The organism is Streptomyces phaeofaciens, from assembly GCF_014648915.1.
GTDB classification, from domain to species: domain Bacteria; phylum Actinomycetota; class Actinomycetes; order Streptomycetales; family Streptomycetaceae; genus Streptomyces; species Streptomyces phaeofaciens.
Window position 1 is genome coordinate 37,682 of sequence record NZ_BMSA01000025.1, and the last position, 13,626, is coordinate 51,307.

The following is a 13,626-nucleotide window of genomic DNA, read 5'->3' on the forward strand; positions in this document are numbered from 1 at the left end:
CACCCGTAGCGGCGGCGCGGGAGCGCGCTACAGCCACTCCCCTTCCAGGGCGGTGGCGGTGAGGCCCGGTGCCGCCGCGTACAGCACGGCTCGACTGCCCTGCTTCTGCCCGGCGTCGTGCGCCCGCCTCAGGATGTCGAGGACGGCGGCGCCTCCGCGGTTGCCGCTGGTGTAGCTGTCCCGGCTGTACTCCAGCAGCCCCGACGGCCATGCGTCGGGCATCGTCTGCTCCATGTACTCCAGCACCCGGGTCCCGCCGGGGTGCGCGAGCAGCACGTCGGGGTGCCAGGAGTCGGGGTCGCCCTGGTAACGGACGCGCAGCCACTCCCACATCGCGGTGACGGTCTCCTGCACGGCGCGCGGCCCTCGCCGGTCCATCACGAAGTGGGTGCCGTCCGCCCGCGTCTCCAGGCGGTGCAGGTCCTGGGTGCCGGGCAGGGTGTGGTGCCAGGCGGAGTCCAGCCGCAGCACCGACTCGTGCCTCGGGCGGCCCGTGACCACCGCGGCGACCGCGGTGTCCGCGAACAGCAACCGCACGATCAGGGACTCCAGGGTGTCGTCCGCGGGCTGGTAGGTCGTGCTCAGCGCCTCCGCTATCACCACGAGGACCACCCGGTCGGGGTCCGCGGCCACGAGATCCGCCGCGAGGGCCAGGGAGCGGGTCCCCGCGACACAGGCCCACTGAGTGGCCGGCATCAGCATCACGTCCTGGCGGAGCGGAAGCCTGTTGGCGAGGGCGATGTCCAGACCCGGCAGCGCCGGGGTGGTGGAGTGACTGGTGATCAGGCAGTCGACGTCCGCGGCATCCAGGCCCGCGGCCTGGAGGGCCCCGCGCGCCGCCCGCTCCCCGTAGGACTGCACGGCCTCCCAGGCCGGCGCGGTGCGCTCCTGGACGGTCTGCGGCGCGGGTATCGCCTCGAGGGCGGCGATCACGCGGTCCACGTCCTGCTGGGTGAACCCGCCGCGTGCCAGCGCCTCTTGGGCGGGCCCGGTGCCGAGAGCCCCCAGGCCGCCGCCGTTGCCGGGCGCGACGGCGGTCTCCAGCGGCAGCATCCACCCGCGGGTCTCGATGCCCGTACTGGCCGCGATTCCCTCGATCCGCGGCGCCCACGCCGCATGCGGATGCCGGTCGCGCACCTCCGCCACGATCTGGCTGGTCTCCACGGCGTGCTCACCGTGTATCACGGCAGGAGGACAGACGTAAGCGGCCATGATGGGCACCTTTCCAGGGGAGCAAGCAGGAACGTCACGAGGGCTGTGCCATGGGCGCTTTGGAGCTTCGCGCCCATGCCGATGGGCTCCGCTTCGGGAGTCGCCATCCGTGTCGAGCATGGACGCTAAAGGGACATTTGCGCTGTGACCAAGACAACTTGGGCGTCTATTGGGTGGCGTGATACGGCACACACCAGCGAAAAAGGGTCCACACCCACCCACGTGATTTCCGTACGTCGTCGAGCGGCGGGACGCACCGCACCGGGGCCGGGGCCGATCGGCCACGTCGAGGCGTGCCGCGACGGGTACGGCCGGCAGGCGGAGTTGGGCCTCACGTTCGGCGGAGTCCCAGCGGAGCGGGTGTGCCATCGGGACGGCGACGCGAGCGGCTGGATCACGGGCGAGTGGACCCCGGCGACGCCACCTCGCCAACTACGGGTGACAGGAAGGGAAGTACCGAGGCGGCCGGGCCGACGCATGCAGGTCTCGGCGGCTTCCGCGGTGGAGGTCCGGAAGGAGTAGCAGGTCCTGACGGTCAATCAGAGAACAGCGCGATCGGGCGACGGACTCGGCCGCCCGCCACGCGCGAATCGGTCAGGGCAGCCCCGAGGTGCGGTTCCCGATCGCACTGTCGGACCGTCAGGCCGAGCAGGCCGAGCAGGCCGAGCAGGCCGAGCAGGCCGCTGTCACAGGAGCCGTCCGGGCCGTCCGCCGTCTTGTCATGCCCTCACTCACCCGGCAAGGTCGTCCGGTCGCTCCGCCCTCCGATGTCGTGGTGCGAGCGGCCGGGCAGCCGCTGCCACCCTGCGCGAGCCCATCGAGGACGGCGCCGAGCGCGATCGGTGTGCGCGGCGTCGCCGCGGCGCACGGTGTGCGCTTCGCCCCTCGGGGCACCGCCGGAGGACGGGCGACACGACCCGCGCCCCGGAGTCCTCCGAGGCCGCTCCAGCGGTCGTATGGTTCGCGGTGATTTATGGTGACTCAAGGAGCATGCCCCTACCGGAGGTGCAATGATGCGCACCGCGGCAGCGATCGTCTCTCTGGCCGTCAGTGGGGCGCTCATCGTCGCGATACCGGCTTGCGACCAGGGCGGGTCGGAGTCGTCGAACGCCCACTACGGCGACTGCCAGGTCTCGGGACACTACGGCGAGTTCCAGCTGTCGCCCGAGACGGCGGGCGCCCTCACGGTCAAGACGACCCTGCCCGCACCCGGCTGGTGGAACGGTGACTCGCCGGACTCCGTCAGGAGCGGCTACGAGTACTGCATGGCGGCGAACATCGCCTACCGGTCCGGGCTCGACCGGGTGAAGGTGAAGAACGCACCCTTCCCGGAGGTCGTGTCCGGCCGGACCAAGGACTTCGACCTGGCCCTGGCGCAGATCACGATCACCCCGGAACGGCGCAAGGTCGCCGACTTCTCGCCGCCCTACCTCTCCTCCACCCTGGGAGTGCTGATCAGGGACGACGAGAAGATCGACGAGGACAACATCCGTGACGTCCGCATCGGCGTGGCCGAGGGCACCACGGGCGAGGAGTTCGTCAAGAACCGTCTCAAGCCGACCAAGCCCGTCACGGCGTTCTCCAACGACCCGGAGATGGTCAGGGCGCTGGAGGAGGGCCGGATCGACGCGGTCGTCCACGACACGACCATCCTGCTGGCGTATCCCCAGAAGCGGGAGGGCAGGGTGCGCATCGTGGGCCAGTACAGGACGGACCAGGGTTACGGCGCCCTGTACCCGAAGGGGTCGCCGAACCAGGGCGAGCTGGACCGGATCATCCGGCAGCTGATCGACGACGGGACGCTCGCCAAACTGTCGGCCGTCTATCTCGGGGGTGCTTTCGACCAGGACCCGGCCAAGATCCCGTACTTCACGGTCGACGACGGCTCGTGAACGCTCCGGGCGTGCGCACACTCCGGGGTGTGCGGCTTTCCGGTGCCCGTACCGCTTCACAGGTCCGCCATCAGGAGACTGCCCAGGTCCCCGGCGCTTCCGGCATCGAGCGACTGCTCGGCCCAGATGATCTTGCCCCGGTCGGTGTACCGGGTCCCCCAGCGGCGGGACATCCGCGCGACGAGAAACAGTCCACGGCCCCCCTCGTCGGTGAAGGCCGCGCGGCGCAGGTGCGGGGAGGTGCTGGTGCCGTCGCCGACCTCGCAGATCAGGCTGTCGCGGTCGCGGAGCAGTCGCAGACGGATGGGGGTCGCTCCGTACCGGATGGCGTTGGTGACCAGCTCGCTGAGGATCAGCTCGGTCGTGAAGGCCGCCTGGTCGAGCCCCCAGGCCTCCAGCCTGCGGGTGGCCTCGGCGCGGATCCGGGCGACGGCCGCGGGGTCGTCGGGCACCTCCCACTCCTCGACCTGATCCGGGTCGAGGAGCCGGGTGCGGGCGACGAGCAGAGCGACGTCGTCGCTCTGCCTGGTGCCCAGCATCGCGTCGAGCACCGCCCGGCAGGTGTCGTCCGGGGTGGCGCCGTCCGCATGCACGAGCGCCTCCCTCAGCATGCCGAGCCCGATGTCGATGTCACGGCCACGGGCCTCGACGAGGCCGTCGGTGTAGAGGACCAGGCGGCTGTCGGCGGCCAGCCGGAGTTCGGCCGTCTCGACCGGCAGACCTCCTCCCACGCCGAGTGGCGGGGCGACCGGGATGTCGGGGAAGGTCACCGAGCCGTCGGGCGAGACCAGTGCCGGACCCGGATGACCGGCCCGGCCGAGGACACACCGCCCGGAGACCGGATCATAGACCGCATACAGGCAGGTGGCACCGGTGACGGCCTCGGCCTCGCCCTCGGCCTCCGCGTCCTGGTCGATCCGGGCGACCAGATCGTCCAGGTGCCCGAGCAGCTCGTCCGGCGGCAGATCGAGGGCGGCGAAGTTGTGCACCGCGGTCCTCAGGCGACCCATCGTCGCGGCGGCGTGCAGGCCGTGTCCGACGACGTCGCCGACGACCAGGGCCACCCGGGCGCCCGGCAGCGGGATGACGTCGTACCAGTCGCCGCCCACCCCCGCCTGGGCGGGCAGGTACCGGTGGCCGACCTCCAGGGCGGACAGCTCGGGGAACACGGCCGGCAGCAGGCTGCGCTGGAGGGTGACGGCCGTGGTGTGCTCGCGGGTGTAGCGGCGTGCGTTGTCGATGCACACGGCCGCCCGGGCGGCGAGTTCCTCGGCGGGGGACAGATCGTCGACCTCGAAGGCGTCCTGCTCCGAGCGCCAGAACTCCACGACCCCCAGCAACTGGCCTCGCGCCTTGAGCGGCACCGAGATCATGGAGTGGATACCGTAGTCGATGACCTTCTGGGCCCGCTCCGGGTTCTGGACCCGCCATCCGTCGGCCAGGGCGAGGCGCGCCACCAGGACCGGCCGGCCGGTGGCCATGCCGATGGCCACGGGGTTGGTGGGCGCGTAGTGCATACGCCTCCCGACGGGGTAGAGGGGCACGTCGTCCCGGATGCCCTCGGCCGCGATCCGGTACATGTCCGTACTCGTCCCCGTCGGCTCACCACCGCGCAGCACCGGCTCCACCAGCTCGATGGTGGCGAAGTCGGCGAAGCGCGGGACCGCCACCTCGGTCAGCTCCTCGGCGGTGCGCTTCACGTCGAGGGTGGTACCGATCCGCGTGCTGGCCTCGTAGAGCAGTTGCAGGCGCCCGCCCGCCACGTCCGCCCGGCCCGCGAGGGCGCGCAGCTCCGTGGTGTCCCGCAGGGTGGCCACGCTGCCGCCCTTCGCGCCCACCGGCCGCACGTTGACCGCGAGCAGGACGTCCCCGGCCAGGAAGACCTTGTCCGTGGCCGCCCGGCCCGATCCCAGCAGCCCGGCCAGGGCCGGGCTCAGCCCGAGTCCGGTGACGGCACTGCCCTCGGCCTCCGGCGGCAGCGCGAGCAGCCGGCGCGCCTCGTCGTTGACCAGCAGCAGCCGTCCGTCACCGTCCAGAATGATCACGCCTTCCCGGACCGCGTGCAGGACGGCGTCGTTGTGCTCGTACATGCGGGTCATCTCCACCGGCCCCAGGCCCCGGGTCTGGCGCCGCAGACGCCCGCTGACCAGTGCGGACCCACCCGCGGCCAGCAGCAGCGCGACACCGCCGGCGGCGAAGATCACCGGCAGCTGGTCCTCCACCACACCGGTCACCTTGTCCACCGTGACCCCCACGGTGACGAGGCCGACCGCGTCCCCCTTGTCGTCGAAGACGGCCACCGTCGAGTCGACCGCCTTGCCCAGACTGCTGTCGAAGGTGGTCTGGTGCGGCTCGCCCTCGAGGGCCTGGCCGTAGGACGTTGAGACGTGCTTCCCGATCTGGTCCGGGTCCGGGTGGGTCCACCGGAAGCCGTAGGGGCTCAGCGCGACGACGTAGTCGACGCCGGTCTTCTTGCGCACCGCCTCGGCATGCGGCTGGAGCTCCGCCGTCGGGTCATCGCTCTTCATCGCCTCCGCGGTGCCCGGGGCGTTCGCGAAGGACTCGGCCGCCACCAGTGACCGGTCGCCGGCCTCCTGGAGCGCGCGGCTGCTGTCCTGGAGCACGAGCACCACCACGGCCGTGGCGATGAGCAACAGGACGACCACCAGTTGCAGCAGGAAGACCTGACCGGCCACGCTGCGTGGCTTCAGCAGCGACCGCACGCGCCGGCCGAACGAACGCTCACGGGCTTCCGGGCCGGATTCCTGCGGCCCGGCCTTCGGCGGCCAGGCCTTCGGCGGCACGCGGTCACCCCGACGGACCACCGGGCCGTATCGCCCCATTTTGCCCATTTTCTCAGTATCAGTGACCGGCCCGTCGGGCGCGGCTCAGGACGGGCCGCCCGAGCTGTTCCCGTCGGACCCGGTGGCCCGGCCCGGCGCCCCGGCAGAAGGGGTGCCGTCCCGCGTGGACCCCTCGCGACACGGCGGCTCCGCGGGTGTCTCCGCCCGGCAGCCCCCGGGCCGGCCTGCCCGGGCCGCCTGTACCCAGTTCCGCAACATCTCCGGGTGGACTCCCAGATCAGCCGCGACCGACCTGACCGTCGCTCCCGGGCGGGACCGGTACAGCGCGACCGCGTCCGCCTTGAACTCCGTCGAGTAGTGCATCAGCCACGTGCCGGAGCAGTAGGCCGAGTCACGCCCCCACGGGCACGCGCCGCCGTCCTCACCGCAGGGCGCTCTTCTGCTGCCAGGCGGTCCACGACAGGTTCCACGCGCCGAAGCCGTTCCCCGGGTCGACCACGCCCTTGGTGTCCTTGCCCGTGATCTCGAACGGGTCGCCCGGCCGTACCTGCCCGTAGAGCCAGTCCGCGTTCGCGTCGCTCATGCCTATGCAGCCCGAGCTGTGGTTGGCGTTGCCGAAGTAGGGGGCGTTCCACGGGGCGGCGTGCGCGTACATGCCCGACCAGGTCAGCCGCATCGAGTAGTCGACCATCTTGTCGTAGGCGTCGCCGAGGCCGACCGTCTCGGAGTTCATGTTGATGGTGCCCTCCTTGGCCATGAGCACGGCCGTTCCGCGCCAGGAGCGCTTGTCTCCGCCGGGTGTGCCGCCGGAGACCGGGATGCTCCGGACGGTCCTGCCGTCGCGTACCAGCGTGAGCCGGTGGGCGTCGAGGTCGACCTCGACGATCTGCCGGGCGCCGACGGTGAAGGTCGTCGTGTAGTCGCGTACGAACCAGCCGCCGTCGGGGCCCGAGTCGGTGCCGTTCAGTTCGGCGTCGAGGGTCACCTTCGTCCCGGGCTTCCAGTACGACTTCGGACGCCAGTCGACGCGGTCGCGGCCCGACCAGTCGCGTATCCAGCCCCATGAGCCCTCGGTGCCGTCCGAGGTGGTGACCTTGAGCTGCTTCTCGACGTCGGCGCGGTTCTCGACCGGGTGGTCGAAGACCAGGGAGATCGGCTGGGCCACGCCGACGGTGTTGCCGGTGCCCGGACGCCAGTCGACCTTGTTGACCCGGTCCGCCTCGACCGTGGCGAAGGAGGCCTTCGTGGTGGCGGCCTTGCCGCCCTCGGTCCGGGTCACGGCGGCGACCGTGTAGGCGGTGCCGGGCGCGGCCTTGCGGTCCGAGACCCATTTTCCGCCGTCGGCCGCGACCTTGCCGGGCAGCCGGTGGCCGTCGGCGTCGGTGACGGTCACCGAGGTGAGACGGCCGTGGGAGGCGGTGACCGTCACGGGCCGGCCCGGCGCGGCCTGCCGCCCCTCGGGCGTGACGGTGACCGTGACGGGCCGGTCGTCGGACCTCCCGGTCCGCGACCCGTCCGAGGCGGTCGGTGACGAACTCGACGAGCAGGCGGCGAGCGGCGCCAGGAGGGCCGCCACGACGGCGGCCCGTATCGGGGCATGGGTGAACACACGTGTGCGATGCATGGGGACCTCCGGAACGGACGACTCCGCGATGACGAGCGGACCATCGTGACTCTAGAGCCGGAAAAGGCCAGGTCAGCCGCTACGGAGCAATGTGACGGCGGTTGGTGAGGAACGGTCATGGTCCGGTCATATTCGCCGCGCGGAGCGGTCACGGTCCGCTGTGAGCATTCTCGGCGTCCCCGTGGCCAGCCGGGGAGAAGGTGAGGCTCAGACCGTGTCAGCTCTGCTCGTACCGCCCGGCCGCGTCCCCCGGTCGGGGAAGGAACCCGTGTTCCTCGGGCCCGTCACACCCGAGGCCTACCACGCCTTCCTGGCGTCACCCGCCGGCCGGGCCCTCGGCCCCGGCTTCCTGCAGTGCCCCTCCTGGGCCGACGTCAAGGACGGGTGGCGGGCCCAGCTGCTCGGCTGGGGAACGGATCCGGGATCGAAGGCGTTGAGCGGCGTGGCGCTGGTGCTGCTGCGTCAGTTCCCCGGCACCCGGAAGTACTTCGCCTACCTCCCCGAGGGACCCGTCGCCGACTGGGCGGATCCCGACGTCGACGCCTGGCTCACGCCGCTGCTCGACCATCTGCGCGGCGCGGGCGCGTTCGCCGTACGCATGGGCCCCTCGCCCGCGTACCGGCGCTGGGACGCCTCCGCGCTGAAGCAGGTCACCGGACCGGGCCGCCGGCTGGGCGACGTGCTCGCGAGCGAGGTCGATCCGCTGGGCACCGCCGTCGCCGAGCGGCTGCGCGCGCGGGGGTGGCGCCGTTGCGGTGGTGACGGGTCCACGGACGACGGGGACGCCCAGCCCCGCCACGTCTTCCGGATACCGCTGTCCGGACGCACCACCGAGGACCTGTGGTCCGGACTCAACCAGGAGTGGCGGCGCAACATCCGGCGCGCCCGGAAGGAGGGAGTCGAGGTGGTCGTGGGCAGCGCCGCCGAACTCCCCGAGTTCTACCGGCTGCTGGGCATCACCGAGCGGCGCGACGGTTTCCGGCTCGGCCGCTCCCTCGCCTACTACGAGCGTCAGTACGCGGCGCTCAACGCCGAGGAGCCGGGCCGGATGAAGCTGTATCTCGCCCGGCACCGCGGTGAGATCCTCGCGGCCCACACGATGATCACGGTGGGTGGCCGGGTCTGGTACCAGACCGGCGCCTCGGCCGACCACCGCCGCGAGGTGCGGCCCTCCAACGCCCTTCAGTGGCGCATGCTGTCGGACGCGCACGCGATCGGCGCTGACGTCTATGACATGCGCGGGGTACCCTCCACTGTCGACCCGGCCGAACGTGCGTACGGACTGCTGCGGTGGAAGCTCGGCACCGGTGGACAGGTCGTCGAGACGTTGGGGGAATGGGAGAGACCGTTGGGCGGCACCGCCAACCAGACGCTTTACCGCGCCTTCCAGGCGTACCTGAACCGCCGGTGAGCGCCACGACTCCGCCCGGTGCGGACACCACCGCCTCCCGGCCGGACGACGAAGGGCCCGTCGACGGCGGCACCGGTGCGAAGAGCCGACAGTCCGGCGACGGCGACGCCGGCACGAAGAACGAACGGTCCGGTACGAAGGCGACGTCCACGGCGCGCAGCAGTGCCGTCATGGCCGCCGGCTCGATCGTCTCCCGGGGCACCGGATTCGTCCGCTCCGCCGTGGTCGCGGCGGCGATCGGCACCATCGGGCCGGTCGCCGACGGCTACGCGGTCGGCAACTCGCTGCCCACCATCGTCTACATGCTCCTCCTCGGCGGCGCGCTCAACGCCGTCTTCGTCCCCGAGCTCGTCAAGGCGGCCAAGGAGCACGAGGACGGCGGCGTCGCGTACACCGACCGGCTCGTCACGGTCTGCGTGGTCGCCCTGCTGGCGATCACCGCGACCGCGGTGTGGGCGGCTCCCGCGATCGTCGACGCGTACACCGACTACAGCGGCGGACAGGCCGCCATGACGACCGCGTTCGCCCGCTACTGCCTGCCGCAGATCTTCTTCCTCGGGCTGTTCACCCTGCTCGGGCAGGTCCTCAACGCGCGGGGCCGGTTCGGCGCGATGATGTGGACGCCGGTTCTCAACAACCTCGTCGTCATCACGGTGTTCGGCCTGTATCTGGCCTTCGCCACGGGCGGCGGGGACACGCTCTCCACGACCGAGACGGCCCTGCTCGGCTGGGGCACGACCGCCGGGATCGCCGTGCAGAGTCTCGCCCTCCTCCCCGCGCTGCGCGCCGCCCGGTTCCGCTGGCGGCCCCGCTTCGACTGGCGCGGCAGCGGACTGACCCGCCCGTTGCGGTCGGCCTTCTGGCTGGTGCTTCTGGTGCTGGCCAACCAGGCCGCCTACTGGGTCACCACGCGGCTGGCCACGACCGCGGGCCTCGAAGGCGGCCCGGGATACAGCGCGTACAACAACGCCTATGTCCTGTGGGTCGTACCGCACGGCATCATCACGGTGTCCCTGGTGACCGCGCTGATGCCCCGGATGAGCGCGGCCGCGGCGGACGAGGACACCGCCGCCCTGCGGCGCGACGTCTCCCAGGCCCTGCGTACCTCCGCGTCCGCCGTCGTACCCGCCGCGTGCATGCTGTTCGCCCTCGCCCAGCCGGTGATGGCCCTCGTCTTCGGGTACGGCAGGACCGGCGCCGGCGACACCGCGGCCATGGCCGGGATCCTGATGGCCTTCGCGCCGGGACTCGTCGCCATGTCGGGCCAGTACGTGCTGTCGCGCACCTTCTACTCGCTCTCCGACACCCGCACGCCGTTCCTGCTCAACCTGGTGATCGTCGTCCTCAACGCGGGACTGTCGGTGGTGGCCGCCCAACTGCTGCCCGCTCGCTGGGCCGTGACCGGTATGGCGGCGGCGTACTCAGTGGCGTTGTGCGTGGGCTGGGCGGTGACGGCCCGGGTGCTGAGCCGCCGGCTCGCCGTCGCGCGTCCGCTGCGCTCGACCGCCGCGGCCGCTCACGCGCGGCTCCTCGTCGCCGCCGTTCCCGCGACCGTGCTGGGCCACCTGGCCGCGCTGGGCGCCGCACGGGCGGGAGCCCTCGCCGCCGCAACCGCCGGGGCCGTCCTCGTCGTGCTCACCTTTGCCGCACTCGCCCGTCCGCTGCGGCTCACCGAGCTCGACGCCCTGTTCTCCGGCCTGCGCCGGAGACTGACCCGGTCCTGACCCACCACCGAGGGAGAACTGCTCATGCCCCGCGTGCTCCTCGTCGAGGACGACCCTTCCGTACGCGAAGGTGTCGAACTCGGTCTGCGCCGCCGTGGACACGAGGTACGGGTGGCCGCGACCGGCGAGGCCGGTCTCGCCGCGCTGACCGAGTTCCGGCCCGATCTGATGCTGCTGGACCTGATGCTCCCCGGCATGAACGGCGTGCAGGTCTGCCGGCGGGTCCGCGAACAGAGCCAGCTGCCGATCATCATGCTCACCGCCCGGGGCGACGACTTCGACGTGGTCATCGGTCTGGAGGCCGGTGCCGACGACTACATCGTCAAACCCGCCCGCACCGAGGTGATCGAGGCCCGGATCTCCGCCGTACTGCGCCGCATCGTCAACACCGCCCAGGGCCGGACGGCCATCGAGGTCTACGGTGACCTGGCCATCGACCGGGCCGGACTGACGGTCACCAAGTCCGGCCGGCACCTCGCGCTCGCCCCCTCCGAGCTCAAGCTGCTGCTGCACCTGTCCGCCGCCCCCGAGCAGGTGTTCAGCAGACAGCAACTGCTGGAGCACGTGTGGGAACACAGCTTCCACGCCGACGCGCGACTGGTCGACGCCTGCGTCGCACGACTGCGCGGCAAGATCGAGAACGAGGCGGGCAGCCCCCGCTACATCCAGACCCTGCGGGGCTTCGGCTACCGCTTCGGACCGCTGTGACCTCCGGCACCGGCCGCGCGCGGCGGACGCTCGGCACACGCGTGGGCCGGCGCCGCGCGGTCGACGACGGCACGGCACCGAAGGACGCTCCCGCGGGGCGGGCACCGCGGCGCACGGCCGACGACGTTCCCTCGGGGCGGGCGCGGGCCAGGGCGTTCGGGCTGCGCACCCGGCTGGTGTTCGCCTTCCTGCTGGTCGCCGCCGTCAGCGCGGGCACCACCTCCGCGCTGACCTACCGCGAGGCCCGCAACGCGCTCCTGAAGACCGCCCAGGACACCGCGGTCTCCTCCTTCCGCGACCAGGTCCAGCAGACCGGCTGGGCCCTGCCCGTGCGGGAGGAGGGCCTGGAAGAGGTCTTGCGCGACATGGCCCGCAAGGGCAAGCCGCACCCCTGGGTGGTGTTCGCGGAGTACGGCTCGGTCCGTGCCTCCTCCGGCGAGAACCCCGTCTCCACCGTCATCACCCCCGAACTGCGCCGCGCCGCCCGCGCCCATCCCAACGGCAGCTTCGAGCGGGTCGTCAAGGACGGCGTGCCGTACCTGACCATCGCCATGCCCACCGTCTTCAAGGCCGGCCCCGAGAGCGTGCTGCCCAGCGGGCTCGTCGTCTACGCCGTCATGCGGATGACCGACGAACAGATCAACGTCGAAGCGCTCCTCGCGGCCGCCCGCGACGGTGCCCTGCCCGGTCTCGTCATCGCGCTGATCCCCGGCCTGATCGCCGCCCGCAGCGTGCTGCGCCCCGTGCGGGAACTGCGCAAGGCCGCCCAGAGCATGGGCAGCGGCAGACTCGACACCCGGATCACGGCACGCGGCAGCGACGAACTGGCCGACCTGGCCCGCACCTTCAACGAGTCCGCGGCCAAACTGGAGACCTCCGTACGCGAGTTGCGCGAGGCCGAGGCCCGGGCCCGCCGCTTCGCCTCCGACGTCTCCCACGAACTGCGCACCCCCCTCGCCGGAATGCTCGCCGTCACCGAGGTTCTCGACGAGGACGCCGAGCGGCTGGACCCCGACACCGCCCGGGCGGTCCGCCTGGTCAGCGCCGAGACCGGAAAGCTGGCCGTGCTCGTCGAGGACCTGATGGAGATCTCCCGGTTCGACGCCCGCGCGGCCGAACTCAACACCGACGAGGTCGACGTGGCGCAGACCATCGGCAAGACCCTCCAGAACCGGCACTGGACCGACGACCGCGTCCGCACCGACCTGCCCCCCGGTATCCGCGCCCGCCTCGACCCGCGCCGCTTCGACGTCGTCGTCGCCAACCTCGTAGGCAACGCCCTGCGCCACGGCGGCGCCCCCGTCACCGTGCGCCTGCGCGGCGAGGCGCGTTCCTCCGGCCCGTCCGTGCTGGTCACCGAGGTCGCCGACAGTGGGCCCGGTATCCGGCCCGAGGTGCTTCCGCACATCTTCGACCGCTTCTACAAGGCCGACGCGGCGCGCACCCGGTCGGCGGGCAGCGGCCTGGGGCTCGCGATCACCCTGGAGAACGTACGGCTGCACGGCGGAACCGTCCGCGCCGGGAACCACCCCGCAGGCGGCGCCGTCTTCACCGTGGAAATACCGCTCCACCTGGAGGAGGCCGACGGATGAGCCGTCCGCGGACGGGCCGGCGTACCGGCGCGGTCGCCGTCGCGTCGGGAATGCTGCTGCTCGGCGGCTGCGGCATCCAGGGAACCGACGTGATCGAGGCCGGCGGTCCCGCCACCGTCCAGGCGTTCGTCGACCACGACACCGAGATGCTGCTCTTCTTCCACTCCCGCGACGGCGGGATCAGTCCGGTGATCCGGTACCCCAAGTCCACGGTCGAGTACGGTCCCGACGGCGGCATGGTCTCCGAACAGAACTCCGCGGGCCAGGGCTCCACCGACCAGGACGGCGTACCCGTGCCGACGGAGAAGGTGATCCTCGCGCTGCTCTCCGGTCCCGACGACGACGACCGCAAGGCAGGGCTCAGCACGTCCCTTCCCTCCGCCCCGTCGGCCGGAACACTCCGGGTGAAGGTCTCCCCCGGCGGCGAGACGGTCACGACCGAACTGCCCATCGCCCTGGACGGACTGGACCGGACCGGACTGCGCCAGCTGTTCTGCACGATCGCCTACAGCCACGACGAGAACGGCCGGGCCACCGTGCGACTGAGCGGGACGGACGGCGCGTCGACGTCGGGAACCTGCGACCTCGACCCGACACCGAGTCGGCAACCGTGACAACGGCAACGGGACTTGACCCCCGGCTTGTCCGGCAGCCTCGTC

At 71.9% G+C, this 13,626-nt stretch carries 10 protein-coding genes; 6 read left to right on the plus strand and 4 right to left on the minus strand.

Annotated elements, in window-relative coordinates:
- Window positions 1-27: 27 nt before the first annotated feature.
- The gene (locus IE275_RS33620; protein ID WP_189716233.1) at window positions 28-1,212 is read right to left on the minus strand and encodes a beta-ketoacyl-[acyl-carrier-protein] synthase family protein; all 1,185 of its coding nucleotides are present in this window, start codon (window positions 1,210-1,212) and stop codon (window positions 28-30) included.
- A gap of 1,013 nt (window positions 1,213-2,225) precedes the next feature.
- On the opposite strand from IE275_RS33620, the gene IE275_RS33625 reads away from it, so the two are divergent.
- Window positions 2,226-3,104, plus strand: coding sequence for an ABC transporter substrate-binding protein (locus tag IE275_RS33625; protein ID WP_229870818.1), 879 nt, complete (start codon window positions 2,226-2,228; stop codon window positions 3,102-3,104).
- A 56-nt stretch (window positions 3,105-3,160) separates the two neighbouring features.
- On the opposite strand, the gene IE275_RS33630 is transcribed toward IE275_RS33625, so the two are convergent.
- The 3 genes from IE275_RS33630 to IE275_RS33640 are packed head-to-tail and all read right to left on the minus strand — an operon-like array spanning window position 3,161 to window position 7,532.
- Window positions 3,161-5,947 carry a SpoIIE family protein phosphatase gene (locus IE275_RS33630; protein WP_229870821.1) on the minus strand — a complete coding sequence of 929 codons (2,787 nt, stop codon included), beginning with the start codon at window positions 5,945-5,947 and terminating at the stop codon, window positions 3,161-3,163.
- A gap of 45 nt (window positions 5,948-5,992) precedes the next feature.
- On the minus strand, window positions 5,993-6,271 hold the full coding sequence (locus IE275_RS47285; protein WP_189716237.1) for a transposase: 279 nt from the start codon (window positions 6,269-6,271) through the stop codon (window positions 5,993-5,995).
- Window positions 6,272-6,329: 58 nt separating this feature from the next.
- Window positions 6,330-7,532, minus strand: a complete 1,203-nt coding sequence (locus IE275_RS33640) for a L,D-transpeptidase family protein (protein WP_189716239.1) — start codon at window positions 7,530-7,532, stop codon at window positions 6,330-6,332.
- Window positions 7,533-7,746: 214 nt separating this feature from the next.
- Between IE275_RS33640 and IE275_RS33645 the strand changes: the two genes are divergently transcribed.
- From IE275_RS33645 to IE275_RS33665, 5 genes are all read left to right on the plus strand, one after another.
- Window positions 7,747-8,943, plus strand: coding sequence for a lipid II:glycine glycyltransferase FemX (locus tag IE275_RS33645; RefSeq protein WP_189716241.1), 1,197 nt, complete (start codon window positions 7,747-7,749; stop codon window positions 8,941-8,943).
- Window positions 8,944-9,113: 170 nt separating this feature from the next.
- Window positions 9,114-10,667 carry a murein biosynthesis integral membrane protein MurJ gene (gene murJ / locus IE275_RS33650; RefSeq protein ID WP_189716396.1) on the plus strand — a complete coding sequence of 518 codons (1,554 nt, stop codon included), beginning with the start codon at window positions 9,114-9,116 and terminating at the stop codon, window positions 10,665-10,667.
- Between the two features lie 24 nt (window positions 10,668-10,691).
- Window positions 10,692-11,375, plus strand: coding sequence for a response regulator (locus IE275_RS33655; protein WP_189716243.1), 684 nt, complete (start codon window positions 10,692-10,694; stop codon window positions 11,373-11,375).
- Window positions 11,372-12,967, plus strand: a complete 1,596-nt coding sequence (locus IE275_RS33660; RefSeq protein WP_373299339.1) for an ATP-binding protein — start codon at window positions 11,372-11,374, stop codon at window positions 12,965-12,967. The genes IE275_RS33655 and IE275_RS33660 overlap by 4 nt, the downstream gene beginning before the upstream one ends.
- Window positions 12,964-13,581, plus strand: a complete 618-nt coding sequence (locus tag IE275_RS33665; RefSeq protein WP_189716245.1) for a hypothetical protein — start codon at window positions 12,964-12,966, stop codon at window positions 13,579-13,581. Before IE275_RS33660 ends, IE275_RS33665 begins: the two co-directional genes overlap by 4 nt.
- Window positions 13,582-13,626: the final 45 nt, after the last annotated feature.

Excerpts from the sequence above, each read along its gene's own strand:
- IE275_RS33630 (WP_229870821.1), bottom strand. The coding sequence starts at position 5,947 with ATGGGGCGATACGGCCCGGTGGTCCGTCGGGGTGACCGCGTGCCGCCG.
- murJ (WP_189716396.1), top strand. The coding sequence starts at position 9,114 with ATGGCCGCCGGCTCGATCGTCTCCCGGGGCACCGGATTCGTCCGCTCC.
- IE275_RS33620 (WP_189716233.1), bottom strand. The coding sequence starts at position 1,212 with ATGGCCGCTTACGTCTGTCCTCCTGCCGTGATACACGGTGAGCACGCC.
- IE275_RS47285 (WP_189716237.1), bottom strand. The coding sequence starts at position 6,271 with ATGCACTACTCGACGGAGTTCAAGGCGGACGCGGTCGCGCTGTACCGG.
- IE275_RS33625 (WP_229870818.1), top strand. The coding sequence starts at position 2,226 with ATGCGCACCGCGGCAGCGATCGTCTCTCTGGCCGTCAGTGGGGCGCTC.
- IE275_RS33640 (WP_189716239.1), bottom strand. The coding sequence starts at position 7,532 with ATGCATCGCACACGTGTGTTCACCCATGCCCCGATACGGGCCGCCGTC.
- IE275_RS33665 (WP_189716245.1), top strand. The coding sequence starts at position 12,964 with ATGAGCCGTCCGCGGACGGGCCGGCGTACCGGCGCGGTCGCCGTCGCG.
- IE275_RS33655 (WP_189716243.1), top strand. The coding sequence starts at position 10,692 with ATGCCCCGCGTGCTCCTCGTCGAGGACGACCCTTCCGTACGCGAAGGT.